Consider the following 23,228-nt stretch of genomic DNA (forward strand, 5'->3'; position numbering starts at 1 on the left):
GACCGCCCGCAGAACAGCTCCTCGCAACCCTGGAACCGTCTCGGACGTAGGGGCGTGCAGACACGGGGGGCGCCTGGGATAGCGTGCCGCATCGGGGCAGGCCCGCATGAGCCGACAAATGGATACGGGTACGGACCACATGGATTCGATCCACGACGATGTAGCGGAGTTCGCGTTACTGCTGACGCGTCTGAAGGAGCGCACCGGCCGCAGTTACGCGGCACTGGCCCGTCGGCTGGACGTGCACGCCTCCACCCTGCACCGCTACTGCTCCGGAGAAGCGGTCCCGCAGGACTTCGCTGGAATCGAGCGGTTCGCCGCGCTCTGCGGTGCCTCCCCCGAAGAACGCACGGAGTTGCACCGCCGGTGGATCGTGGCCGCCGCCGCGCGGCAACGACCACGCCCATCCGATACCCGGCAGGCACCGGCGTCCCACACCGCCACGAACGCAGTCGCAAGCGATGCCGCATCGGCCGTCTCCGCGGGCGGCAGCAGCCCGGTCGGCCCGGTCGTGGAGGCGCCCGGGCCCGTCTCACCGGCCGGCCAGCGGGCCGAGTCAGCCTCACCGCCCTGGCCGCGGCTCCACGGCGGGCGTCTTCGACGGCGACCCGTACGGTCGATGGCACTGGCGGCCTCGCTCGTCGCCGCGCTCCTCGGCCTCACCGCTTCCGCCGCCGCACCCCCCGCCGGGTCGGCCACCCGCAACGGACCGAACCAGGCAAGCGCCGGCACGGCCTCACCGGTGGCCCCTCTCACCTGGACCGCCAACTCCCACACACTCGGACTCAACGGTTGCGGCGAAGAGTACGTCGTCGCCAAGCCACCGCAGGAGGTCCCGCCGCCGCCCCACCCGGAGGACATCGCAGCGTGGGCCGCCTCCCAGCAGGCGGTGCACGGGGGTCCCACCGGCGTGCAGATCACGGTGCAGGGGCGAGGCTCCGCCGCCGTCGTCCTGGAGGCCCTGCATGTGCGCGTGGTCAATCGCGTCACCCCCGCCGCCGACCGGGGCATCGTCTACTCCTTGAGCCCCGGCTGCGGCGCCGGCATCATCCCCCGCTTCTTCGACGTGAACCTCGACGCGGACCAGCCACTGGCCCGTTCGGTTCCCGGCGACGACGGGGCGGGCACGCCGATCCCCGCGATCGCCTTCCCCTACCTGGTGTCCCTGCAGGAGCCCGAAGTCCTGGTGGTCTCCACCCTCAACGAGTCCTGCACCTGCGACTGGTACCTCGACCTCGTCTGGTCCTCACAGGGCCGCACCGGCACGGTCCGCATCGACGACCACGGCCGCCCTTTCCGCACCACCAGCACCAAGGGGCTGCCGGGCTACCGGTACGACCGCGTCTCTCACCACCCCGGCCGCTGGGTCCCGGTCCCCGCCGCCGACGTGGCGGAAACCGGCGACTGACGAAGCAATGGGCCGTGTAGCCCCCGAGGGCCGCCGGTGGGTCATCGGCGCTGCCGGTCCCGCCCCCGGCCGAAGCCGGAAGGGGACCAGGCGGAGCGGCTGCGTGGTCAGCGGGCGCTCGTGGTGCGGATGTCGGTGACGTCGCCGGACACCGGCTCCAGCTTCACGACGAGCTTGGTCGTCGTCGTCGGCGACTCCCCGCCGCCGAAGCCCAGGGTGACGACGACCTCGAGGCCGTTGCCGCCTTCGGTCACCGTCCAGTCCACCGGGACGTTCCGGGCCCGCAGGAGACCGTCCACCTTGTTCTTCTTCTCCCAGGCCGCCAGCCGCTTGGCGAAGTCGGGCGTCAGGTAGTGCGCGCGCAGCGCCTTGAGCAGTGCGGTGTCCGGGCCCGTGGCGTCCTCCTTCGCGTCGACGTACGCGCCGTAGAAGTCGGCGACCTGGGTCACCAGGTCACCGTTGAAGCCACTGACCGACCGCACCGCGGTGGACGTCTTCGCGGATGCCTTCGCGGGGGCGGGGACGGCGGCCTGTGCGGCTACCTGCGTCGACACACCGAGCCCGACGGCCAGGACGAGACCGGCAGCGACGGCCGCACGGCGGCCCTGACGACGAAGGGCGTGCGTGTTCCTGATCATGTCTGTCTTCCTTCTTGGTAAGTGGTCCGTAGGGTGTCGCTGCCGGCCGGCGCCGCAGGGTCTCGATGACGGCCGAACGCCGCGCCTCCGGCGCCCGGGCACACGGATGCCCGGTACGCGGGGACAAGGCGGGAGTCGTCACAAGGCTGCTGACGGGGCCTCAAGTCAGCCCGGCCGGTGCGACACCCACAGCTTCAAAGACACCGAGGACCCACCGCAACCACCACCGCCCAACCCGCGACGACGCAACCATCCCACCCACTCTGACCTGCGCAGACGAGCAGTGCCTGAGACGCCGTCCTGGGATGCCGTGGGTGCCACTTGCGTGCCGCGCCCGGGCCTGAGCGGCTCCGGTGTTCCCTCAAGAGTCGGTGAGTACCCACTGACGCACATTGTGGACGTTCGTGCCGTACCAGTAGTGGGGCAGTCCTTTGATGCTGGTGGTGCGGAAGGGGCGGCCGTGGTCGTCGATGCGGACCGTGCCGGTGCGGCCCTGCGAGGACCAGTCGAGTTCCAGGTACCAGCTGCAGTCGTAGGCCTCGGTCGTCGCGGTGACCTGCAGCACCTCCGGGTCCTCGGCGGAGACGCGGTAGGGGAACCGCACTGCGGGGGACGGCTTTCCGCTGTCGTTGCCGGGGCGTGCGTGGGCGATCGGGCGGTTGACGTCCAGGTTCACGGAGAAGTTACGGGGCGGCAGATCGCTGCCGCAGCCCTGGCCCATGGCGTACGCGTTACCGGTGACCGGGGCGCCGCGGCTGACGACGCGGACCCGGAGGGCCTCCAGGACCACGGCCGTGGACGACTTGCCCTGCACCGAGATCTGCACGATCATCTGCCGCCCGGGCACCGCCTGCTGCGTCGCCGCCCACACCTCGGCGTCCTGCTGGACCGGCGGCGGGGGCACCTGGGTCGGCTTTTTCCCGATGACGTAGTCGTGGCCGCAACCACCGTCCCAGATCTGTGAGTCGGCGGTCCAGGCGAGCGGCACACCGCTCGGCGCGGGGGCGTCGCCCTTCGGGTCCGACGACGGTCCGCCCTTCGACTCGGGGCTCCCCGGAGCCCGTACTCCTGCGGAGGGTGAGGCCGACGAACGGCTGGGGGCGGTGCTGTGCGCAGGGGCCGAGGGGTGGGGTGACGTACCCGTTCCTGTCGTACGGGACTGGCCGTGGGCCTTCGCGGAGTTGTCGTGGGACCAGTCGGCCGACAGCGCCGACACACTGCCCAGCGTCACCAGCAGTACGGTCGCCGCAGCGGCGCCGACGACGGTGCGGCGACGGCGGTACCAGGGCCGTCCGGTCGAACGGGCCGCATCCGACTGGGTCGACGACTCGGGACTGCCCGGTGGTCCGGGAGCGTCGGAAGTGGGCGGCCCGGCGTCGGGCGCGGGCAGCCCCGCGTCGGGCGCGGCCGCGTCGGGTCGCGACGGTGAACCGCTCGTGCCGCCCCCGTCACCGCGAGCAGCCACAGGCGGTGCAGTTCGAGACGTTCCTCCGGTGTCGCCCCGCAGAAGGCGGCCAGACGCTCCACCGGGGCGTAGTCCTGCGGGACCGCCTCGCCCGCGCAGTAGCGGTGCAGCGTGGAGGTGTTCATGGCGAGACGGCGGGCCAGGGAGCCGTAGCTCCTGTCCGTGCGGTTCTTCAGCCGGCGCAGCAGCGCCGCGAACTGCTCGACGTCGTCCTCGCTCGACACCGTTCCCCGTCCTCCTTCGTGTCCCCGTATCTCAGGCGGTCCATATACCTGCACGTCAGATGGGCTGGGATGGTTCCACCCCGGCCGGACGGGCGTTCGGCGTTGCGCTGGGCCGCCATGACGGCTGATGCTCTTGGTGTCGCACCGACCAGGGCCGGACCGACCAGTCGGCGACGGGCGACACATGACACCCACACACTCATCCACGGGGGACACCCATGCCCGAGCGCACCCGAGCAGGCCCGCGCCTCGCACTCGCCGTCAGGGGCTCACACTCGGCGCGACGCTCGCCGCACCGGCAGACGTCGCGGCCGAGGCGCCGGCTTCCTCGCGGCGGCCGACCTTCCGCCGCATGCGCTTCCCGCGGCTGAACAAGGACATCGACGGTCGAGGAGCGGACGCGCCGGTGAAGGCCTTCTGGAAGACGGCCGTCACGGCCGCGAAACAAGCTCCGCTGACCGCGCGACTGGTGGCCGCCCTCCGCCACGGGGGTGGGGAGGGCGGCCAACCGACCGTCGACAGGGCCATGCGGCGCGATGCAGCTGGACTCGGTCCCGGCACAGCCGAAGTGGCCTGCGCGTGGCCTTGTTCACGCGTTCCAGCAGCAGCAGTTCACGACTCCGGGAGGCGCCCGCCGTCCGGAGAGGGCGACAGCCACACGACGGCTCCGGGGCGAAGACACCGGGCCGGCATCAACCACGTATGGATCGGAAAAGGAAGACGCACATGAACAGGAAGTCCCCCACCCACCGTCGTCCGGGCCGCCGCGCGGCCGTCGCCGCCGGCCTCGTCCTGGCAGTCGGGCTCGGTGTCTCCACACAGGTGTCGGCACAGGCGTCCGTCCATGCCCCCGCAAAGGCGTCCACCGCCGCGGCGCAGTCGGTCAGCGGCACGCACGGCCAGGCACTGACCAGGGTCGCCGACTTCTACGGCGCGTACATCGACGCCAAGGGCGACTACCCGGACCCGGACGCCACGCTGGCCAAGGCGCTCCGCAAGCACTACCTGACGCCCGACTTCGCCAAGCGGCTGGCGGCCTGGGAGAGGAGGAACGGGGCGGACGGCGTCCTGCGTGCCCAGAACGTCCCGGTGAAGTGGACGCTGACCGACAACGGAGCCATAGGTCACGCCCATGAGGTCATCGTCACCCTGACCTTCGGCGGCGGAGAGACGACCCGGAAGATCAAGCTCTTCGTGCTGGTGGAGCGGTACAACCACATCTCCGACATCGGCACCACGAGCAGCCGCTGACGACGGAGCCGCTCTGCCCGGGGCTCTTCAAGGTCAGGGAGCCGGGCCGTGAGACGGAGTCCCGAGGGGAGCCCGGTGGCTGATCTCTGCAGAGGTGCGGATCGGCAGGCTTCTGACATCCCGGGCTGACATCAACGACGCCGGACGCGGGCGCACCCAGCGTCTGTGTCCGACCGTCGCACCGGTCGCCGACGGCAGGTGGAGCGGGATGGGATCGAACTCCTGAAGCGGTGCTCCCTCGCGGCCGACGTCGCGCCGATCTGCGGCCTCCACGGTCTGTGCATGGGCCCCAAGCTCAGTGTGCGGACGGTGCTGACGCGGACGATGCCCTCCGATACCGTGCCGAGCCATGTCGAATGGCAACGGTGTGCCGGAGAAGGTGGCGTGGATCCTGGTTCGGGACGACCGGGTGTTGGTGACGCGCAGTCACGGTAGAGATCGCTTCTACTTCCCGGGCGGTCATCGCGAGCCGGGCGAGTCCGACAGCGAGACGTTGGTGCGGGAGATCGACGAGGAACTGCGGGCGGCTATCGATCCCGATTCCATGGTGCTCTTCGGCACCTTCGAGATCGGCGAGGGCCATCCGGAGCACGGCCCCTTCCGGATGATCTGTTACACCGCCGATCACCACGGTGAGCTGACCCCTTCGAGGGAGATCGCCGAAAAGGCGTGGTTCCGCCATGCCGATCGGGACCGAGTCTCGGCCGTCGACGGGCTGGCTTTCGACGCACTACACCAGGCCGGGCGGCTTCCCTGATCCCGAGACCGCTGTACAGCCAACCGCCAACAACCGTCGATGGCCGACCGGGGCATCGAGTCCGGGGGCCGGCTCGTCCCCGGTGTCGGATGGTTCCACGTGGTGCCATCCGGTGCCATTGGTCGACGTACGGCTGCGCGGGGTGGACCCCACCAGCCATGGACATGACCGCCGGCATCATCGCCCGCTTCCGCACGATGGCGTCCCTCGCGGATCGGTTTCACGCGATGCCGAGCTGGTTCCAGCCGGTCGCCGAGTACCAGCCGTTCACCCGGCCATCGAGCCCCCGCGCGGCCTGCTGCTCGGCACGCACATCGGCCACAACGGGCGGATCGCCGTCGCCTGGTGCGCGGGCCTCGCGGTGCTCGGGTACGTCTGGTCGACCGCGAGGTTCCACCGCGACCTGACGTGAGTGACGCGGAAACCGAGGGCCTGGTGCGTGCGTCGCGCCAGGCCCTACGGCCGGTTCCGGCTCCCCCTGGACGCTGTCAGCGGGGAGCCGTGTCCGGTTCGTCCGTCGCCGAGGGGTGGATGTGTCTGCCCCGGTCGTCGCCCCGGAGGAAGGGGGTGAACCAGTCGCCGAAGGGGACGGGCGAGGTTTCCAGGGATGTCTCGTCGTAGAGGCGGTCGTGGGCCGTGTCCTCGTACAGGTGGTCGGCCAGCGCGTCCAGGGCGGCCGAGACGTCGTCGTCGAGGAGGTCGTGCAGTTCCAGGATCATGGTGGTCTGGCCGAGGAGGAGGCGCAGGGCGAGTTCCTCGGCCACACAGCTCAGCCGCTGGAAGCTGCCGTCGGTGAAGCGGGTGGTCAGGGCTATGACGGTGACCAGGAAGCGGCGGGCGAAGTGGGCGTCGTACTCCAGGGCGTAGCGGTCCGGGAGGCGCTCCAGGTGCCACAGGGGACCTTCGCACTCCGCGACGGTGGCGTCCTCCTGGGTCAGCACCTGGAGGTCCTCGAACAGCTCGTCCACCAGGACGTCCGTCGCGTGGACGAGGGCGCCGGCGGCGAGTCTGGCGCTCTCGGCGGGAACGGCGTGGCCGTCCTCGTCCTCGAAGACGCCGAACATGGCCGGGGCGAGGGCGAGCAGGTCGTCCGCGAGCTCCAGCATCCGGCTGCGTACGGTCGCGGCTCGGCCCTCGGCGTCGTGGCCCGCGCCGGTGACGTCGTCCGTCGGGCCCTCGGAGTGGCGGGCCTTGCGCGCGACGGGGTCGTCGGGCGGTGCGTCGGGGCCGTCGGCGGCCTCCAGGCTCGCCATGGCGAGGTCCTGGTGGAGTTCGACCTCGCAGCGCTCGATCTCCCAGTCGGCCAGCAGCTCGGTGCGCTCCAGGAGTTCGTCGACGAGCACCCGTACCGAGTCCTCGGCGAACTCGAGGGCGGGAGCGTCGACGACGACCTTCAGAAGGGCTCCGCCGGGGTGGACGGCCACGATGGTGTCGAGGACGTCCACTTCCAGACCGTCGGGCCCTTCGACGGCCCGCACGGAGTCGAATCCGTCCTCGATGAGCGCCACCGCGCCGGCGCGCTGCAGGGGGTCCATCTCCGGAGTGCCCTCCGGGATGCAGGTCTCCACGGTCACTACGTACGTCACGCGTCCGAGCCTTACAGCAGGAGCCGCCCGGCGCGAGGGTCCGGACGCATCCACGCGGTTAATTCGATCTGTCCGCGCCGGGTGTCCCCCGGGGCTCGCACCCCGGGGCGCGTTCGGCGGGCTCGGCGAGGAGGCGGCGCAGGGCTGCGGGTGACCCGTGTGACCTGTGTGACCCGTGTGCCCCGTGCCGCCGGGGGCCGCGCACACGCCCCTTCCGTCTCGCCGCCTCCCCCGACGGCGGCTGACGGACGGTTCCCCGCCCCCGCCCGTTCAGTTGAACGCGAAACCGGCACCTTGGCTACGCTGGGCATCATGCACCCATTACGGGCAATGCACGCATAAAGGACGATACGTGCATCAATAGTGATAGACGTGATTCCGGGCAGCGGTCCAAGAGGCCGGGGTGGAGGCTGATGGGGCGTGGGTCGTTGGCCGTCGCCGTCGTCGCCGCCCTGAGCCTCGTCGGGGCGTGCGGCGGGGGCGGGGGCGGTGACGGGAGCGGCAAGGACGGCGACCTCACCGTCGGCCTCCTGCTCCCGGGCGGCGGCGCCTCGCGGTTCGGGCAGTTCGACCGGCCCCTGATCGAGAAGAAGCTCAAGGAGCTGTGTCCGTCCTGCCCGGCGGTCTCGGTCGCCGCCACGCCCGATCCGGCGGTCCAGCGGCAGCAGCTCGAGGCCATGATCACCCGGGGTGTGGACGTCCTGATCGTGGCCGCCGTCGACCCCAAGCTGCTGCGGCCGTCGGTCGTGGCGGCGGACCGGGCCGGCATCCCGGTGGTCGCCTACGACCGGCTCGCGCAGGGTCCGATCTCGGGGTACGTCACCTTCGACGGCGCCGAGGTCGGCCGGCTCCAGGGCGAGGGGCTGCTGAAGGCGATGGGCGCGAAGGCGGACGGCGGGCAGATCGTCATGATGAACGGCGCCACGACCGACCCGAACGCCGACTGGTTCAAACAGGGCTCCCTCTCCGTCCTCCAGGGCAAGGTGAAGATCGGAAAGTCGTACGACACGGTCGGCTGGCGTCCGGAGAACGCCTTCGTCAACATGCGCGGCGCCATCGCCGCCCTGGGCGCGAACAGGATCGACGGCGTCCTGGCCGCCAACGACAGCCTCGCCGGCGCCGTGATCTCCGCCCTCAACGCCACCGAGGTCAGGCCGCTGCCACCGGTCACCGGACAGGACGCCGACCTCCTGGCCGTACGGCGCATCGTCAAGGGCGACCAGTACATGACCGTGTACAAGCCCTACAAGTCCGCGGCCGACGCCGCCGTCGAGATGGCGGTCGCCCTGGGGCGCGGTGAGCCGGTCGAGTCGATCGCCACCTCCACCGTGGACAACGCCACCACGAAGGACATCCCGGCGACCCTCCTGCCCTCCGTGTCGGTGACCGTCGGCACCATCAAGGACACTCTGATAAAGGATGGTTTGTACACCATCGATCAGATCTGCACCCCTGAGCTCCGGGCCGCGTGTGCCAAGGCGGGGATCACCGGATGAACCCGGGGAAGGAGGTGAGCAGTGCCGGTACAGCCCCTGCTGGCCTTGCGCGGTGTCTCCAAGCGGTTCGCCGCCGTCCAGGCGCTGGTGGACGTCGAGCTGGAGATCGGGGCCGGGGAGGTGGTCGCCCTGATGGGCGACAACGCCGCCGGGAAGTCCACCCTGGTGAAAGTGATCTCGGGGGCGGGTCCCGCCGACAAGGGCGTCATCGAGTGGCAGGGCAGCGCCATCTCCATCAAACGCCCCCAGGACGCCCGGCTGCTGGGGATCGCGACCGTCTACCAGGACCTCGCGATGTGCGACAACCTGGACGTCGTCGGCAATCTCTTCCTCGGCCGGGAGATCCACCGGCTCGGCATCCTCGACGAGGTCGAGATGGAGCGCCGCACCCGCGATCTGCTGCACACCCTCTCCATCCGCATCCCCGACGTCCGGGTGCCGGTCGCCGCGCTCTCCGGCGGTCAGCGGCAGGTCGTCGCGATCACCCGTTCGCTCCTCGGCGCACCCCGGCTGCTCCTGCTCGACGAGCCCACCGCCTCCCTGGGCGTCGAGCAGACCGGCCAGCTCCTCGACCTCATAGAGGAGCTGCGCGACCGGGGCCTCGGGGTGCTGCTGATCAGCCACAACATGGGTGACATCAAGGCCGTCGCCGACCGGGTCGCCGTCCTGCGCCTCGGACGCAACAACGGCGTCTTCGACGTGAACACCTCCTCCCAGGAGCAGATCATCTCCTCCATCACCGGCGCGGCCGACAACGCCTCCGCCCACCGCCCGACCCACCCCGAGGAGACCTGGCCGTGAGGGAGCCCACCCCGGAAGGCGGCACCGACGCGAAGGGCGGCACCCCGGACGGCCACGGCCGGTACGCCGCCCAGCTCACGGCGTACGCCCAGGCCGTCCGGCACCGACTGCGCGAGCGCGACCTCGGCCCCGCCCCCGTCCTCCTCGCCCTCGCGCTGACCTGGATCGTCTTCCAGGCGCTCAACCCCAACTTCCTCTCGCCGCGCAACCTCTCCCTCCTCAGCGTGGACATCGTCGGGACCGGCATGGTCGCCGTCGGTATCGTCTTCGTGCTGCTGATCGGCGAGATCGATCTGTCGGTGGGCTCGCTCGCGGGCCTCGCCGGAGCCGTGTTCGCGTCGCTGAACGTGAACCTCGGGATGCCCGAGTGGCTCGCCGTGATCATCGCGGTGGTCTGCGGTACGGCAGCCGGGGCCCTGCACGGCTTCTCCTTCGCCAGGATCGGCGTACCGGCGTTCGTCGTCACCCTCGCGGGTCTGCTGGCCTGGAACGGGCTGATGCTCGACCTGCTGGGCACGGAGACCTCCATCAGCTTCAGCGACGAGGGCCTGGTCGCCCAGCTCACCAGCCGCTACTTCGGCGCCGCCGCCGTCGGCTACGGCCTGGCCGGGCTCGCCACGGCCGGGTACCTCGGCTTCTGCCTCCATGACCGCAGACGCCGCGCCGCCGCCGGGATGCCGAACCGGCCGGTGGCCGACACCGGGATCCGTACGGCCCTGCTCGCGGCGGCCCTGTTCACCTCCGTCCATGTCCTGAACCAGTTCGAGGGGCTGCCGCTGGCGCTGGTGATCTTCCTCGCGGTGGTCGTCGTCTCGGACCTCTTCCTGCGCCGCACCCCGTACGGCCGGCAGATCCTCGCGCTCGGCGGCGGGGTGGAGGCGGCGCGGCGGGCCGGGGTCGACGTGACGTGGGTGCGGATCGCGGTGTTCATGGTGTCGGGGACCCTGGCGGCGGTCGGGGGGCTGTTCGTCGCGTCGCGGCTCACCTCGGCGAGCCAGGTCCCGGGCTCGGGGATGCTGCTGATCAACGCCATCGCCGCCGCCGTCATCGGCGGTACGAGCCTGTTCGGCGGCCGTGGGTCGACCTGGTCGGCGTTGCTCGGGGTGCTGATCATCCAGTCGATCGCCTCGGGCATGGCGCTGCTGGGGGTGGGCTCGCCGGTCCAGTTCATGATCACCGGTGGGGTGCTGTACACGGCGGTGGTGCTGGACTCCCTGACCCGCCGCTCGGCGCGGACCCACGGGAGAGCGTGAGGGCACGGAAAGCGTGTAGGCGGACCCGCGCGAGGCCACACACCTCTACACTGCTGTAGAAGCAAGCGTCCGCTGCATCAGCACACGCACGTGAAGGAGTGAACGCCACGATGGTGTTCAAACGACTGCTCGGCTCGCTCGGTGTGGGTGGTCCCACGGTCGACACGGTCCTCGATCCCGCGCCGGTCCGGCCCGGCGGGACGCTCACCGGGCAGGTCCATCTCCAGGGCGGCACCGCCGACCACGACATCGAGCACCTCACCCTGGAGCTGGTGGCCCGGGTCGAGGCGGAGCACGGGGACGGGGAGAGCGAGGGGGCCGTCGCCTTCGAGCGGGTCACGGTCGCCGGCGGCTTCCGGCTCGGCGCCGGCGAACGGCGCGGTGTGCCCTTCGGGGTGACCCTGCCGTGGGAGACGCCGGTCACCGAGCTGTACGGGCAGGCCCTCGGCATCGTCCTCGGGGTGCGCACCGAGCTGTCGGTGGCCGGCTCCCGCGACAAGGGCGACCTCGACCCGCTCACCGTCGCCCCCCTGGCGGCCCAGGAGCACATCCTGGAGGCGCTCGGGCAGCTCGGCTTCGGCTTCCGGTCGGCGGACCTGGAGTACGGCCGGATCGGCGGCACCGGCCAGCAGCTCCCCTTCTACCAGGAGATCGAGCTGACCCCGGCCCCGCAGTACGCCCAGCAGATCAACGAGGTCGAGCTGACCTTCCTCGCGCACCCCGGTGGCCTGGAGGTCGTCCTGGAGGCCGACAAGCGGGGCGGATTCCTCGCCGAGGGCCAGGACGTGCTCACCCGCTTCACCGTCGGGCATCACGACGTACGGGACTGGAACACGGAAGTCGACGGCTGGATCCGGCAGTTGGCCGAGCACCGGGCGTCGTACAGCTCGCCGTACACCGAGGAGCACCGCTCCTCCGGTCCCGGCCTCGGGACGGCCGTCGCGGCGGGCGCCGCCGGGCTCGCCGTCGGTGTGGTCGGCGGCCTGGTGGCGGCCGAGGTCGTCGACGAGGTGGGGGACTTCTTCGAAGGGGACGAAGAAGAGGGCTGACCCGGCCCGCTACAGGGCCTCGCGGTGCGTGAGCGCCGCCTCCAGGCGGTCGTTGCAGCGGGCGCCGGCGCCGGCGAGGGTGTCCGGCCGCTCCTGGTGGGCCCGCAGGGCGGCGCTCATCAGGGTCTTCAGCAGGCTCACGTCCGACTCGCACTCCAGGCGTACGGTCACCCAGTGCGAGCCGGGCACCAGCCGGATCGCGGTCGAGCGCCGCAGGTCACGCTCGTAGCGGCGGATCGCGCGGGCCGTGAGGAGCAGGTCGACGCTGCGGTCGGAGTGGAAGTGGGCGATCTCGCCGCCGGCCGTGCCGAGCGCCCGGCCGGTGCCGCAACTGGACGGGACCTCCGTGAGGTCGGGCCAACTCACCAGCTCCGCCAGGGCATGCCAGGCCGTCGTCATACGCCCATCATGGGGCGCTCACCGCACGGACACCAGGGTTTGAGGGAGACGTAACCGCGGCGTAGCGCCGGGCGCGCGCGTCCACGTACACGCCGAGGGTGAGCGCCATGGCCGGCAGGGTGCGACGCAGCAGTACGCCGAGGGTCACGCCCAGGACGAACGCGAAGGCGGCACTGCCGACCGGGACGATCCCGCGGGCGGCGAAGACCAGGGGATGGAGCCGGGGGAAGAACGGCTCGACGCCCTCGCTGCCGCCCGTCGCCGCGGCCCGGTCGATCGGCCCCGACCACCAGGTCAGCGCGAGGGAGCCGAGCCCGGCGACGGTCACGGCGGCGAGCGCGGTGAGGGAGAGCCGGGTGAGGAGCCGGCGGGTGCGGGTGACGGACTGGTTCCAGGCCAGGCGGTGGGTGCCGGTCTCCAGTTCGCGGGCGATCAGCGGGGCGCCCCAGAACATGCCGATCAGGGCGGGCAGGACGAGGACGAGGACCAGTCCGCCGTAGTACAGCGCCTGCTCGGTGGTCGTGGTCCGGGCGACGAGTCCCGCGGGGTCGCCGAGACCGGCCAGGTGGGGGCCGGTGGCCGCGAGGACGGCGGCAAGTACGGCGAGACAGGCGCCCCAGGTTCTGAGGAACAAAGGGGTTGAGCGGACCAAGGCGCTGATCTGAACGCCCGACGACCGCCCCCCGTACCCCTGAGGGACCGATCTCCACCCGCAGGGAGTCCCGATGCGCCGTCCCGTCCGTCGTCTGCTCGGTGTTCCGGTGTGCGCCCTCACCGCGGCGCTGCTGCTCGCCGGATGCGGTGGCGGTTCCGGGGACGGGGACGAGGAGCGGACGGCGGCCTCCAAGAGCGCGGCGCCGAGCGCGCGACCGATGACGCTGGAGGCGCTGGGCAAGGCCGTCGACTGCACGACGGCACCGAAGGAGGCGGGCAAGACGCTCGACTTCCGGCAGGGCGTCTGCAAGTCGGCGGACGCCGAGTACGTACTGCTGACCTTCGACACCGCCGAGGGCCAGCGCGGCTGGCTCGACACGGCGCAGATGTACGGCGGCGTCTACCTCGTCGGCAACCGCTGGGTGCTGTCGGCCGACCCGCGCGCGGCGATGGAGAAGGCCCGCGCCGAACTCGGCGGCACCATCGAGGACGCCCGCGCGAACGGCCTGAACGGCGCGTCCCCCTCGGCTTCCTGACTCTGTCATCGGCGTGCCCCTACGTGCCCGAATGAATCAGTTTGAGTGAATAACTGGCAAATGCCGTAGGCCGGTTGCGGCCGCCCCTACTGTCCATCCAGTCGCCGCCATCACCGAGCAGAGGAGGCCGACTGTGGTTCAAGTACGGGTCAACGAAGGTGTGCTGTGGGTGGAAGGAGAGGCCTACCCGCTGCGCAACATCTCCCATGTCGGCCAACGGGTGCTGGAGGTCGACCGGCGCGCGGCCTGGAAGACGTTCATCCAGCGCAGCCTGATCTGGCTGTTCGTCGGCGGATTCCTCGCGTCCTTCGGCGTCGCCGCGATGCTGATCTGGCTCGCGGTGCACGGCTTCCTGATCTGGCAGCTCGTCAAGGTCCTCAACCGGCCGACGCTGTACGGCCTCGTCCTCAACACCTCCGGCACCCAGCGCGACGCCGTGTGGTCCACGGAGCGGGACGAGATCACCTTCCTGGTCGGCGAGATCACCAAGGCGATCGGCCACCCGGACATCGCGCAGATCACCTACAACGTGCAGCACGCCGTGCAGGGCGACATCATCAACCAGTACGGCGACCACAACGTCGGCAAGAACCAGCACAGCGGCTCCGGGAACATCGTGGGGTCGCGATGAGCGGCGACCACATCCAGCAGTACGGCTCCGGCAACCTCGGCAAGGTCGTCCACAGCGGTTCCGGTGACATCGTGACCGGCGGCAAGCACCTGGCCACCGCCCCGGACGCCCACGCGGCCGCCCTCGACACCCTCCTCACCGAACTCCGGGCCCTGCGCCACCACCTGGACCCGGGGCGCCGCGCCGAGGTCGACGCGGCCGTACGGGAGATCGGCGCCAACCCGTCCGGTGAGGGCTTGCGCGGGGTCCTGGAGAGGATCGCCGGTATCGCCGCCGTCCTCGGCGCGGTGGGCACCCCGGTCGTCACCGCCGTCATGGCCCTGATGGGCACGTCCTGAGGCGACCGGATCAGCTCGGGGCGCGGCCCCGGTCCCATGCCTCGCGTATCAGTTTCTGGTCGAGCTGCGGTGCCTGGACGGCCATGGCCGCACCCGGCGGGTCCTGGCACAGGACGACCCGCCCCGTCGGCATCACCACCCCGCCCTGACGGCCGCCGAGGAAGAGGGCCGTTTGCGGGCCGCGACGGAACACGCCTCGCGGGTGAGGAGCGGATGACCGCCGAACTCCTGGTGTGCAAATGGGTGGTTTTGGCCGGGAGGTGACGGCGGACGGCCCGATCAGTTGTTGTACGACTCGTCGTACGGGTCCCGGGGTTCGGGTGTCGGCTTGGCGGACGTCACCCGGAGGTAGGGGATGGGGCCGTTGTTGACGGGGTCATGGGTGCGGCGGGCGGTGTAGGTGCCGGTGACGGTCAGCCAGGTGTCGGGCTGGAGGACCGGCGGGATGGCGCCGGTGAGGGCGACCTTGACCGGCTGGGCGTCCGCGGCGCAGCAGTTGAGGGCCATACGGACCAGGTAGGGGGTGCCGTCGTGGTCCAGGGCGATGAAACCGGTGAGCTCGACGCGGCGGCCTTCGAGGGAACGGCCGTGGTCGTAGACGGCGCGGCCCGCGTAGTCGACGAGGCCGAGGGGCAGCGGGTCGGTGGCCGGGAGGGCCGGATAGGCGAGTGGTTCCTGCAGGGCCGTACCGGTGCGGGTCGCGCTGTAGGAGCCCAGGGCCGGCGGGGCGACGAGGATCAGGGCGAGGAGGGGGAGGATCAGCAGCCAGGAGATCCGGGGTTCGGGGTGGGTGTGCTGCTCGCGGTGCGTCCCGTCGGGGGCATCGGCCTGCCCCTCCTTCCCCCTGCGGCGCTCGTACCACGCCGTCGCCAGCGCCGCGACGATCAGGATCGCGCCGGACGCCAGCAGCAGCGGCCGCAGGCCCGCCTTGACGTAACGGAGGTAGAGGTCGGTGGTGCCTGCGTGCAGGAGGGCCGCGCCGAGGAGGAAGAGCACGGCCGCCTGGGACTGTCGGTTCACAGCAGGACCGCTCCCGTCAGTACGGCCGACACGACGGCCAGGGCGAAGGTCATGGGCGCGAAGCGGAGCGCGAAGCCGCGGCCGAAGGTGCCGGCCTGCATCGCGAACAGCTTGAGGTCGATCATCGGGCCGACGACCAGGAACGCGAGCCGGGCCGTCAGGGAGAACTGGGTCAGGGACGCGGCCACGAAGGCGTCCGCCTCCGAGCAGATGGACAGGATCACCGCGAGCAGCGCGAGGGCCAGGACCGCGACGAACGGGTTGCCGGCCGCCGTACGCAGCCAGCTCTCCGGCGCGACCGCCTTCAGGGTCGCCGCCGCCATCGCGCCCACCACCAGGAAGCCGCCCGCGTGCATCACGTCGTGCCGCACCGAGTCCCAGAACGCGGCGCCCCTGGTCTGCCCCTCGTGATGGGTGTGCGCAGGGGGCCGCATCCAGTCCGTGCGGCCCACCCGCTGCCACAGCCACCCCATCGCACACGCCACCAGCAGGCTCGCGACGAACCGGGCCAGGACCATCTCCGGGTTCCGGGGGAAGGCCACGGCCGTCGCCGTGAGCACGATCGGGTTGATGGCGGGGGCGGAGAGCAGGAAGGCGAGGGCCGCCGCCGGGGTCACCCCCCGGCGCACCAGCGCCCCCGCGACCGGCACCGAGGCGCACTCGCAGCCCGGCAGCACCGCCCCCGCCATCCCGGCGACCGGCACGGCCAGCGCGGGGCGGGAGGGCAGGGCGCGGGCGAAGAACGACGGGGGCACGTACACCGCGATCGCCGCCGACAGCAGCACGCCGAGCACCAGGAACGGCAGGGCCTGGATCACCACCGCCACGAACACCGTCGTCCAGCTCTGCATCACCGGCGCGGACAGGGCCCGCCGGACGGGGCTCTGGAGCAGCACGAGGAGCAGCAGGAGCAGGGTCAGGGCGAGGGGCGAGGTCAGCCGGCGGGGCTCCTCGGGGGGCACGGGGGCGGTGTCCCGGCGGGTGTCCCCGTCCTGCGGGGCCGCTTTGGTGATGGCCACGGGTCGGGCACCTCCGGGTTCCGGTTCCGGCTTATCCCTTGTCCCCCCCTTCATACGGCAGGCGTGCGCGGCACGTTCACCGGGCCTGTGGAACCTTCCGTCCCGGTACGGCAGTCTTCTTCCTCGTGGGGAGTCACGCGGGGAGCGTTCCGGGTCAGGGCAGGGCGACGGGTGCCATCGGCGCGCACATGGTGGTGTGCGGCGACGACGGGCTCGCGCACCGGCTCGCCGCCGAACTCCGGGGCGTCTACGAGGAGCAGGTCACGCTCGTCGTACCGCCCGCCGAGCGCTCGGTGCGGCCGCCGGTCGTCGGGCGGGCCCGCGCGGTGTCGGCGGCGCTGCTCGACCGGGTGGTGAGCGCGGCGGTCAGCCGGGCCGCCGGCAACGGCCCCGCCCCCGCCCCCGCCCCCGCCCCCGGTGAACCCTCCACCGGGCAGCGGACGTTGGAGGCCGTCGAGCCCACCGAGGCCGTGCTCGCCGAGGCGGGCGTGGAGCGGGCCGCCGCCCTCGCGCTCGTGTACGAGGACGACGAGACCAACATCCGCGCCGCCCTCACCGCCCGTCGGCTCAACCCGCGGCTCCGGCTGGTCCTGCGGCTGTACAACCGACGGCTGGGCCTGCACATCGAGGAACTCCTCGACCAGGCGGCCGCGTTGGCCGCCGGCGGCAACCCCTCGGCCGGGGGTGACGCCTCGACCACCGTGCTGTCCGACGCCGACACCGCCGCGCCCGCGCTGGCCGCGTCCGCCGTCGCCGGCACCACCAAGGTCGTCCAGACGGACGGGCTGATGCTGCGCGCGGTCGAACGCCCACCGGGTGAGCCCGCCGGTGGCCGCCCCACGCTCGCGCTGCTGTCGGCGAACACGGCCGACCCCGCCTTCGCGGACGGTTCCGAGAGCAGTGGGGACCAGGGGCCGCTGCTGCTGCCGGACGCGGAGACGGTACGGGAGGCGGCCGGGCGGCGCGGCGCGGTGGAGCTGGAGCAGGTGTCGTACTCGACCCGTCCCGCCCCGCAGACGGGCCGGGGCCTCGGGACCGTGGCCCCCTTCGCCACCCTGTTCTCCCGCCGGCTGCGGCTGTCGCTGGCCGGCCTCGTGGCGTGTGTGCTCGCGCTGGCGGTGGCGCTGTGGGTGGTGACCGGGATCCATCCGCTGGGCGCGCTGTATCTGACCCTGCTGGACCTGTTCGCCATCAACGATCCGGCGATCGGGGCGAGTACGGCCCGTCAGGTGCTGCAACTGCTGTCCGGGCTGATGGGGTTGCTGCTGCTGCCGGTGCTGCTGGCGGCGGTGCTGGAGGCGCTCGGGACGTTCCGCGGGGCGGGGTCGCTGCGGCGGCCGCCGCGCGGGCTCGGCGGACATGTCGTCCTGCTCGGGGTGGGGAAGATCGGCACCCGGGTGCTGACCCGGCTGCGGGAGCTGAACATCCCCGTGGTGTGCGTGGAGGCGGGGCCCGAGGCACGCGGGCTCGCGGTGGCGCGGCGGCTGCGGGTGCCGGTGGTGCTGGGGGACGTCACGCAGGAGGGGGTGCTGGAGGCGGCGAAGATCCACCGGGCGCACGCGCTGCTCGCGGTGACCAGCTCCGACACGACGAACCTGGAGGCCGCGCTGTACGCCCGGACGCTGCGGCCCGATCTGCGGGTGGTGCTGCGGCTGTACGACGACGACTTCGCGACCGCCGTGTACCGCACCCTGCGGGCCGCGCATCCGCAGGCGCTGACCCGGAGCCGGAGCGTGTCGCATCTGGCGGCGCCCTCGTTCGCCGGGGCGATGATGGGGCGGCAGATCCTGGGGGCGATCCCGGTGGAGCGGCGGGTGCTGCTGTTCGCCGCCCTGCGGGTCGGGGAGTGCGCACAGCTCACGGGCCGGACGGTCGGGGAGGCCTTCCGGGCGGGGCTGTGGCGGGTGCTGGCACTGGACACCGGTGAGGGCGGGGACGGCTTGGTGTGGGACCTCCCGGACACGTATGTCCTGCGGGACTCGGACCGGGTGGTGCTGGCGGCGACACGGAGGGGGTTGGCGGAACTGCTGGGCAGGCGGGGCAGGGCGTCAGGCCGGTAGGGGGCAGCGGGACTGCGACTCCCCAGGGGCGCGGGGAACTGCGCGATCAGCTCCCACGCGCCCGCGCCCGACACCGCGCCCCTTACTTCAGGTACCTCTCCGCGAACTCCAGTTCCAGCCGGACCTGCTTGATCCGCTCGTCGACGACCAGTGACCCGTGCCCGGCGTCGTAGCGGTACACCTCGTGCACGGCCCCCCGGGCCTCCAGCCGCTTCACATAGTTGTCGATCTGGCGGATGGGGCAGCGCGGGTCGTTCACCCCCGCAGAGATGTAGACCGGCGCCTTGACGTCGTCGACGTACGTCAGGGGCGACGAGGCCTCGAAGCGGTCCGGCACCTCCTCCGGGGTGCCCCCGAGCAGCGTCCGGTCCATCGCCTTCAGCGCCTCCATCTCGTCGTGGTACGCCGTGACGTAGTCCGCGACCGGCACCGCCGCGATCCCCAGCGTCCACGCGTCCGGCTGGGTGCCGAGCCCGAGGAGGGTGAGGTAGCCGCCCCAGGAGCCGCCGGTGAGGATCAGCCGGGCGGGGTCGGCGAGACCCGACGACACGGCCCACTCCCGGACCGCCTCGATGTCCTCCAGCTCGATCAGACCGACCCGCACCTTCAGCGCGTCCGTCCAGGCCCGCCCGTACCCCGTGGAGCCGCGGTAGTTGACGCGGATCACCGCGTACCCGTGGTCCACCCAGGCCGCCGGCGCCGCCGCGAAGGCGTCGCTGTCGTGCCAGGTCGGACCGCCGTGGATGTCGAAGACGGTCGGCAGCGGCCCGCTCGCCCCCGCCGGCTTCTGGACCAGCGCGTGGATCCGGCCGCCGGGGCCCTCCACCCACACGTCCTCCACGGCGACCGAGCCCGGGGACTTCATCCCGGGCGGGTCGAGGACGACCTGCCCGGTCGTCGAGCGGACCACCGGCGGCTCGGCGGCCGAGGACCACAGGTACTCCACGCTGCCGTCCGGCCGCGCCGTCGCCCCCGAGACCGTGCCCCGCGGGGTCGGCACCCGCTCGAGACCGCCGCCCGCCAGGTCGTAGCGGAAGAGTTCGCTGCGCGCCTCGAAGCTGTGCGCGATGAGCAGCCCGGAGCCGTCCGGGTACCACTCGGCGCTGACGTCACCCGGCAGGTCCAGCGCCAGGTCGGTCTCCTCGCCCGTGGCCACGTCCCACACGAGCGGTTCCCAGCGGCCGCGCCGCTGGTGTCCGATCAGCAGCCGGGTGTCGCCGTCCACCGGGGCGAAGCCCAGGACCTCCAGGCCCAGCTCCTCCTTGCCGCCGTCGGTGTCGTCCAGCTCGGCGACCCGCGTGCCGTCCGGGCGCACCACCCGCAGCGCGGAGTGCATCGCGTCGCCGTGCTCGGTGTGCTCGATCGCGATCAGCGTGCCGTCGTGGGAGAGGTCCCCGACGCCCGCCGACTCCCGGTGGCGGTACAGCTCGAAGGGCGCCTCGCCGACCCGTGCCACATGGATCGTCGTCCCCTCCTCGTCGGTCGAACGGCCCACCACCGCCGTCCGTCCGTCGCGGCCGAGCGCGAGGCCCGCCGGGTACGACGGGTCGAGGCCGGGGGTGGCCAGCTCGTCCTCGCCGCCCTCGAACGGCTGCCGGCGCCAGACGCCGAACTCGTCGCCGTCCTTGTCGTCGAACCACCAGATCCACGCGCCGTCCGGGGAGAGCACGCCGTCCGTCGTGCCGTTCGCCCGTTGCGTCACCTGCCGCTGCTCGCCGGTGGCCCGGTCCCAGGCGTACAGCTCATACGTACCCGTCGCATTGGAGACGAACAGGGAACGGTCGGGCGTGTCCTCCGCCCAGTCCGGCAATGACACCCTGGGCGCCCTGAAGCGCTTCTCCCAGTCCGGCGTCTCCTCGTGCCGCCCCGGCGCGGCGGACCCGTAGCTCTCAGTCATGGACCCATACTGCCCGCCCTCGGCGACAAACGACCTCCGCTGGGCGCGGCCTGTGGATAACCTTTACATCCGCGCAGGTCAGACGATTTTCTGTGGTGACTGCAACAACTGGCGACCGAGGCGTGCCGACCCCGCGCCCGGGCACCTCGGCCGTGCCACGTACCGTGGTGGCGTGTACCGGTTCCTGCTGACGCCCCGCTGGTGGGGGATCAACGTCTTCGTGCTGCTGGCGATCCCCTTCTGTGTGTTCATGGGGTCCTGGCAGCTCAGCCGGTTCGAGGCGCGGGTCGACGACCACCGGACGGCGAAGGCCCGGGCCGAGACCGACCGTGAGGAGGCGGCCCGGCCGCTCGCGGAGCTGCTGCCCGTGGACAAGGCGACCTCCGGCAAGCAGGTCACCGCCGTCGGCCGGTACGGAAGGCAGTTGCTGGTGCCCGGCCGTGAGCTGGACGGCAGGAACGGCTTCTATGTGCTGACCCTGCTGCGCACCGACGGCGGCAAGGCCCTGCCCGTCGTCCGCGGCTGGCTGCCCGGCACGGCGGACGCCGCGAAGGCGCCCGCGCCGCCCTCCGGCGAGGTCACCGTGACCGGCGCGCTCCAGGCCTCCGAGCAGCCGGGTGACAACGGCGTGAGCGCCGAGGGCGGCCTGCCGTCCGGGCAGACCGCGGCGATCAGCGCCGCCTCCCTGGTCAACCTCGTGCCGTACGACGTCTACGACGCGTGGGTCACCCTCGACCGCGCCGACAGCGGCATGAGGACGGTGCCGGTGAGCGCGGCCCCGAACACGGGGCTGGATCTGAAGGCGTTCCAGAACCTGGGCTACACCGGCGAGTGGTTCGTCTTCGCCGGGTTCGTGGTGTTCATGTGGTTCCGGCTGCTGCGCCGCGAGGTGGAGTTCGCACGGGACGCGGCCCTCGGGATCGCTCCCGAGGGGTCCGAGGCGGTGGTGGCTCAGGAGGACGCCAGCACGCCCGTCCGGTAGACCGTCCCCGCGCAGGCGTTCGGCACGGTCGCCGAGACGGTCGTGGAGCCGTCGTCCGCGGTGTAGGCCACGACCACGCTGCCGTCGGCGGTGCCGTCCTCGGTGAGCAGCTGGCTGCTGACGCCCGTGGAGGTGTCACCCGTGGTGCTCGACTGCTCGGTCGGCGACGGGGAGGGCGAGGTCTCGCCTCCGGTGCTGCCGCCGCTGGTGCTCGTGGTCGGACAGGTCTCGGTCGGCTGCCAGGCGAACTTCACCTCGTACGCGGACCCCGGCGCGAGGACGTACTGGGTGACGTAGAGGGAGGGGTCGGGCAGGCCGGCCGCCGCGTCGCCGGAGGCGTGCTGCACAACGGTGATCTTCGTCGGGTCGGCGGCGCCCTGGGCGGCCGGGGTGAGGGTGACGGCACCGGCGACGGTGCAGGCCGAGTCGGAGACGTTGGCGACGCGGAAGGTGCCGTAGACGATCCCGGCGGAGTCGGCGCCGGCCACGTTCGCGGAGGTGGAGCCGAGCTGGGAGGCGGTGCAGGCGGCGGCGGAGTCGGCGGCGGTCGAGGAGGACGCGCTGCCGCTGGAGGCGCCGGTGCTGCCGGTGCCCTTGCTCTCGCCGGTCTCGGTGCTGCCGCCCTTGCCCTGCTCGTCGGTCTTGCCGGAGGAGTCGCCGACCTTGCCGCCGGTGGTCCCGTCGGGGCCCTTGCCCTGACTGGTGCCGCCCTGGGCCTGGGAGGCCTGGCCGGCGATGGCGGGGTTGGCGTCGGAGCCGCCGGCGGCGGAGACGTGCAGGACGGCGGGGACGGCGGTGCCGACGAAGAGCGCCGCGGCGGCCATGCCGACGGCGGCCTGCCGCTTGCGGGCGCGGCGGGCGGGGACGGCCCGGCGCAGATGGTCCAGGCTCCCCTCGCGCGGCTCCATCTCCTGGACCGCCTGGTGCAGCATCCGGCGCAGTGCCAGCTCGTCCGAGTCGAGCCCGCCCCGGCCCTGGTCGTCGAGGTGGTGGTTCACGGTTTCGTTCCCAGCGTGCGATTGCTTCGGGTCGTCTGTGTCCGGCCGCATCGGCTCGTGCCACGCGTACGGTTCGTGGCGCTCGTGCGAGTCGCGGCCCTCGGCCTCGTCGTTCACGCCGACGCCTCCATCGAGATGCGCAGGGCGGCTATGCCGCGTGAGCCGTAGGCCTTGACCGACCCCAGGGAGATGCCGAGGGTCTCGGCGACCTGGGCCTCGGTCATGTCGGCGAAGTAGCGCAGCACGAGGACCTCGCGCTGGCGGCGCTGGAGGCCCTTCATCGCCTTGATGAGCGAGTCGCGCTCGAGCTGGTCGTAGGCGCCCTCCTCCGCGCTGGCCATGTCCGGCATCGGCTTGGACAGCAGCTTCAGTCCGAGGATGCGGCGGCGCAGGGCGGAGCGGGAGAGGTTGACGACGGTCTGGCGCAGATAGGCGAGGGTCTTCTCCGGGTCGCGGACGCGTTTGCGCGCGGAGTGGACGCGGATGAAGGCCTCCTGGACGACGTCCTCGCAGGAGGCGGTGTCGTCGAGGAGGAGGGCGGCGAGACCGAGCAGCGAGCGGTAGTGGGCCCGGTAGGTCTCGGTGAGGTGGTCGACGGTGGTACCGGCGGCCACGGTGTTCTCGGCGGAGGCGGACTGGTCGGCGCCGTCACGCTGGCTGGGGATGCGGGTGGGCCGCGCTGCGGGCATGGGCGCGATCACCGGCATGCCGCCGGGTGCCCCGGCGACACGGGGTCGCAGGACGGCACGTGTCCTGGGAAGTTCGA

At 72.1% G+C, this 23,228-nt stretch carries 22 protein-coding genes and 2 pseudogenes; 13 read left to right on the forward strand and 11 right to left on the reverse strand.

The window, feature by feature from the left end:
• Window positions 1–118 precede the first annotated feature (118 nt).
• Window positions 119–1,408 (forward strand): helix-turn-helix domain-containing protein, encoded by a 1,290-nt coding sequence (locus tag OG852_RS22475; RefSeq protein ID WP_330348788.1) that lies wholly within the window; start codon window positions 119–121, stop codon window positions 1,406–1,408.
• Window positions 1,409–1,515: 107 nt separating this feature from the next.
• On the opposite strand, the gene OG852_RS22480 is transcribed toward OG852_RS22475, so the two are convergent.
• Window positions 1,516–2,046, reverse strand: a complete 531-nt coding sequence (locus OG852_RS22480) for a hypothetical protein (RefSeq protein ID WP_133910758.1) — start codon at window positions 2,044–2,046, stop codon at window positions 1,516–1,518.
• A 361-nt stretch (window positions 2,047–2,407) separates the two neighbouring features.
• Window positions 2,408–3,735 (reverse strand): annotated as a pseudogene (locus tag OG852_RS22485) (helix-turn-helix domain-containing protein).
• A gap of 726 nt (window positions 3,736–4,461) precedes the next feature.
• On the opposite strand from OG852_RS22485, the gene OG852_RS22490 reads away from it, so the two are divergent.
• From OG852_RS22490 to OG852_RS22500, 3 genes and pseudogenes are all read left to right on the forward strand, one after another.
• Window positions 4,462–4,986, forward strand: a complete 525-nt coding sequence (locus tag OG852_RS22490; RefSeq protein WP_133910760.1) for a hypothetical protein — start codon at window positions 4,462–4,464, stop codon at window positions 4,984–4,986.
• Between the two features lie 349 nt (window positions 4,987–5,335).
• On the forward strand, window positions 5,336–5,743 hold the full coding sequence (locus tag OG852_RS22495; RefSeq protein WP_133910761.1) for an NUDIX hydrolase: 408 nt from the start codon (window positions 5,336–5,338) through the stop codon (window positions 5,741–5,743).
• Window positions 5,744–5,967: 224 nt separating this feature from the next.
• Window positions 5,968–6,155, forward strand: a pseudogene (locus tag OG852_RS22500) (ABC transporter permease); the annotation flags it as partial.
• 76 nt (window positions 6,156–6,231) lie between these two features.
• On the opposite strand, the gene OG852_RS22505 reads toward OG852_RS22500, so the two are convergent.
• Entirely contained in the window at window positions 6,232–7,329 is a 1,098-nt protein-coding gene (locus OG852_RS22505; RefSeq protein ID WP_330348789.1) for a hypothetical protein, read from the reverse strand.
• A 413-nt stretch (window positions 7,330–7,742) separates the two neighbouring features.
• On the opposite strand from OG852_RS22505, the gene OG852_RS22510 reads away from it, so the two are divergent.
• From OG852_RS22510 to OG852_RS22525, 4 genes are all read left to right on the forward strand, one after another.
• Entirely contained in the window at window positions 7,743–8,825 is a 1,083-nt protein-coding gene (locus OG852_RS22510) for a sugar ABC transporter substrate-binding protein (RefSeq protein ID WP_330348790.1), read from the forward strand.
• Between the two features lie 21 nt (window positions 8,826–8,846).
• Entirely contained in the window at window positions 8,847–9,626 is a 780-nt protein-coding gene (locus tag OG852_RS22515) for an ATP-binding cassette domain-containing protein (protein WP_208117074.1), read from the forward strand.
• Window positions 9,623–10,879, forward strand: coding sequence for an ABC transporter permease subunit (locus OG852_RS22520; protein WP_133910764.1), 1,257 nt, complete (start codon window positions 9,623–9,625; stop codon window positions 10,877–10,879). The genes OG852_RS22515 and OG852_RS22520 overlap by 4 nt, the downstream gene beginning before the upstream one ends.
• Before the next feature lie 110 nt (window positions 10,880–10,989).
• Window positions 10,990–11,928 carry a sporulation protein gene (locus OG852_RS22525; RefSeq protein WP_330348791.1) on the forward strand — a complete coding sequence of 313 codons (939 nt, stop codon included), beginning with the start codon at window positions 10,990–10,992 and terminating at the stop codon, window positions 11,926–11,928.
• Between the two features lie 9 nt (window positions 11,929–11,937).
• On the opposite strand, the gene OG852_RS22530 is transcribed toward OG852_RS22525, so the two are convergent.
• Together OG852_RS22530 and OG852_RS22535 are read right to left on the reverse strand one after the other, a co-directional pair.
• Window positions 11,938–12,327: a luciferase domain-containing protein gene (locus OG852_RS22530; RefSeq protein ID WP_133910766.1), complete on the reverse strand. Its 390-nt coding sequence runs from the start codon at window positions 12,325–12,327 to the stop codon at window positions 11,938–11,940.
• A gap of 7 nt (window positions 12,328–12,334) precedes the next feature.
• Complete coding sequence (locus OG852_RS22535) at window positions 12,335–12,961, reverse strand: hypothetical protein (protein WP_330348792.1); 627 nt, start codon at window positions 12,959–12,961, stop codon at window positions 12,335–12,337.
• Window positions 12,962–13,052: 91 nt separating this feature from the next.
• Between OG852_RS22535 and OG852_RS22540 the strand changes: the two genes are divergently transcribed.
• From OG852_RS22540 to OG852_RS22550, 3 genes are all read left to right on the forward strand, one after another.
• The gene (locus OG852_RS22540; protein ID WP_133910768.1) at window positions 13,053–13,517 is read left to right on the forward strand and encodes a hypothetical protein; all 465 of its coding nucleotides are present in this window, start codon (window positions 13,053–13,055) and stop codon (window positions 13,515–13,517) included.
• A 133-nt stretch (window positions 13,518–13,650) separates the two neighbouring features.
• A complete protein-coding gene (locus OG852_RS22545) occupies window positions 13,651–14,148 on the forward strand; it encodes a DUF6232 family protein (protein ID WP_330348793.1) in 498 nt (165 codons plus the stop codon).
• On the forward strand, window positions 14,145–14,486 hold the full coding sequence (locus OG852_RS22550) for a hypothetical protein (protein ID WP_133910769.1): 342 nt from the start codon (window positions 14,145–14,147) through the stop codon (window positions 14,484–14,486). The genes OG852_RS22545 and OG852_RS22550 overlap by 4 nt, the downstream gene beginning before the upstream one ends.
• A gap of 10 nt (window positions 14,487–14,496) precedes the next feature.
• On the opposite strand, the gene OG852_RS22555 is transcribed toward OG852_RS22550, so the two are convergent.
• The 3 genes from OG852_RS22555 to OG852_RS22565 all read right to left on the reverse strand — a co-directional run bounded on the left by OG852_RS22555 (window position 14,497) and on the right by OG852_RS22565 (window position 16,525).
• The gene (locus OG852_RS22555; protein WP_133910770.1) at window positions 14,497–14,679 is read right to left on the reverse strand and encodes a hypothetical protein; all 183 of its coding nucleotides are present in this window, start codon (window positions 14,677–14,679) and stop codon (window positions 14,497–14,499) included.
• 86 nt (window positions 14,680–14,765) lie between these two features.
• Window positions 14,766–15,506: a TIGR03943 family putative permease subunit gene (locus tag OG852_RS22560; RefSeq protein ID WP_330348794.1), complete on the reverse strand. Its 741-nt coding sequence runs from the start codon at window positions 15,504–15,506 to the stop codon at window positions 14,766–14,768.
• Window positions 15,503–16,525 (reverse strand): permease, encoded by a 1,023-nt coding sequence (locus OG852_RS22565; RefSeq protein WP_330348795.1) that lies wholly within the window; start codon window positions 16,523–16,525, stop codon window positions 15,503–15,505. The genes OG852_RS22560 and OG852_RS22565 overlap by 4 nt, the downstream gene beginning before the upstream one ends.
• Before the next feature lie 188 nt (window positions 16,526–16,713).
• Here OG852_RS22565 and OG852_RS22570 point away from each other — a divergent pair, with 188 nt between their 5' ends.
• Window positions 16,714–18,585 carry an NAD-binding protein gene (locus tag OG852_RS22570; RefSeq protein ID WP_330351481.1) on the forward strand — a complete coding sequence of 624 codons (1,872 nt, stop codon included), beginning with the start codon at window positions 16,714–16,716 and terminating at the stop codon, window positions 18,583–18,585.
• 82 nt (window positions 18,586–18,667) lie between these two features.
• On the opposite strand, the gene OG852_RS22575 is transcribed toward OG852_RS22570, so the two are convergent.
• On the reverse strand, window positions 18,668–20,482 hold the full coding sequence (locus tag OG852_RS22575) for a S9 family peptidase (protein ID WP_330348796.1): 1,815 nt from the start codon (window positions 20,480–20,482) through the stop codon (window positions 18,668–18,670).
• Between the two features lie 172 nt (window positions 20,483–20,654).
• On the opposite strand from OG852_RS22575, the gene OG852_RS22580 reads away from it, so the two are divergent.
• A complete protein-coding gene (locus OG852_RS22580; protein ID WP_330348797.1) occupies window positions 20,655–21,464 on the forward strand; it encodes an SURF1 family protein in 810 nt (269 codons plus the stop codon).
• Here OG852_RS22580 and OG852_RS22585 read toward each other — a convergent pair.
• Together OG852_RS22585 and OG852_RS22590 are read right to left on the reverse strand one after the other, a co-directional pair.
• Complete coding sequence (locus OG852_RS22585) at window positions 21,434–22,579, reverse strand: hypothetical protein (RefSeq protein WP_330348798.1); 1,146 nt, start codon at window positions 22,577–22,579, stop codon at window positions 21,434–21,436. The genes OG852_RS22580 and OG852_RS22585 overlap by 31 nt on opposite strands.
• The gene (locus tag OG852_RS22590) at window positions 22,576–23,169 is read right to left on the reverse strand and encodes a SigE family RNA polymerase sigma factor (RefSeq protein WP_133911262.1); all 594 of its coding nucleotides are present in this window, start codon (window positions 23,167–23,169) and stop codon (window positions 22,576–22,578) included. Before OG852_RS22590 ends, OG852_RS22585 begins: the two co-directional genes overlap by 4 nt.
• Window positions 23,170–23,228 lie beyond the last annotated feature (59 nt).

This window comes from Streptomyces sp. NBC_00582 (assembly GCF_036345155.1).
Classification (GTDB): Bacteria; Actinomycetota; Actinomycetes; order Streptomycetales; family Streptomycetaceae; genus Streptomyces.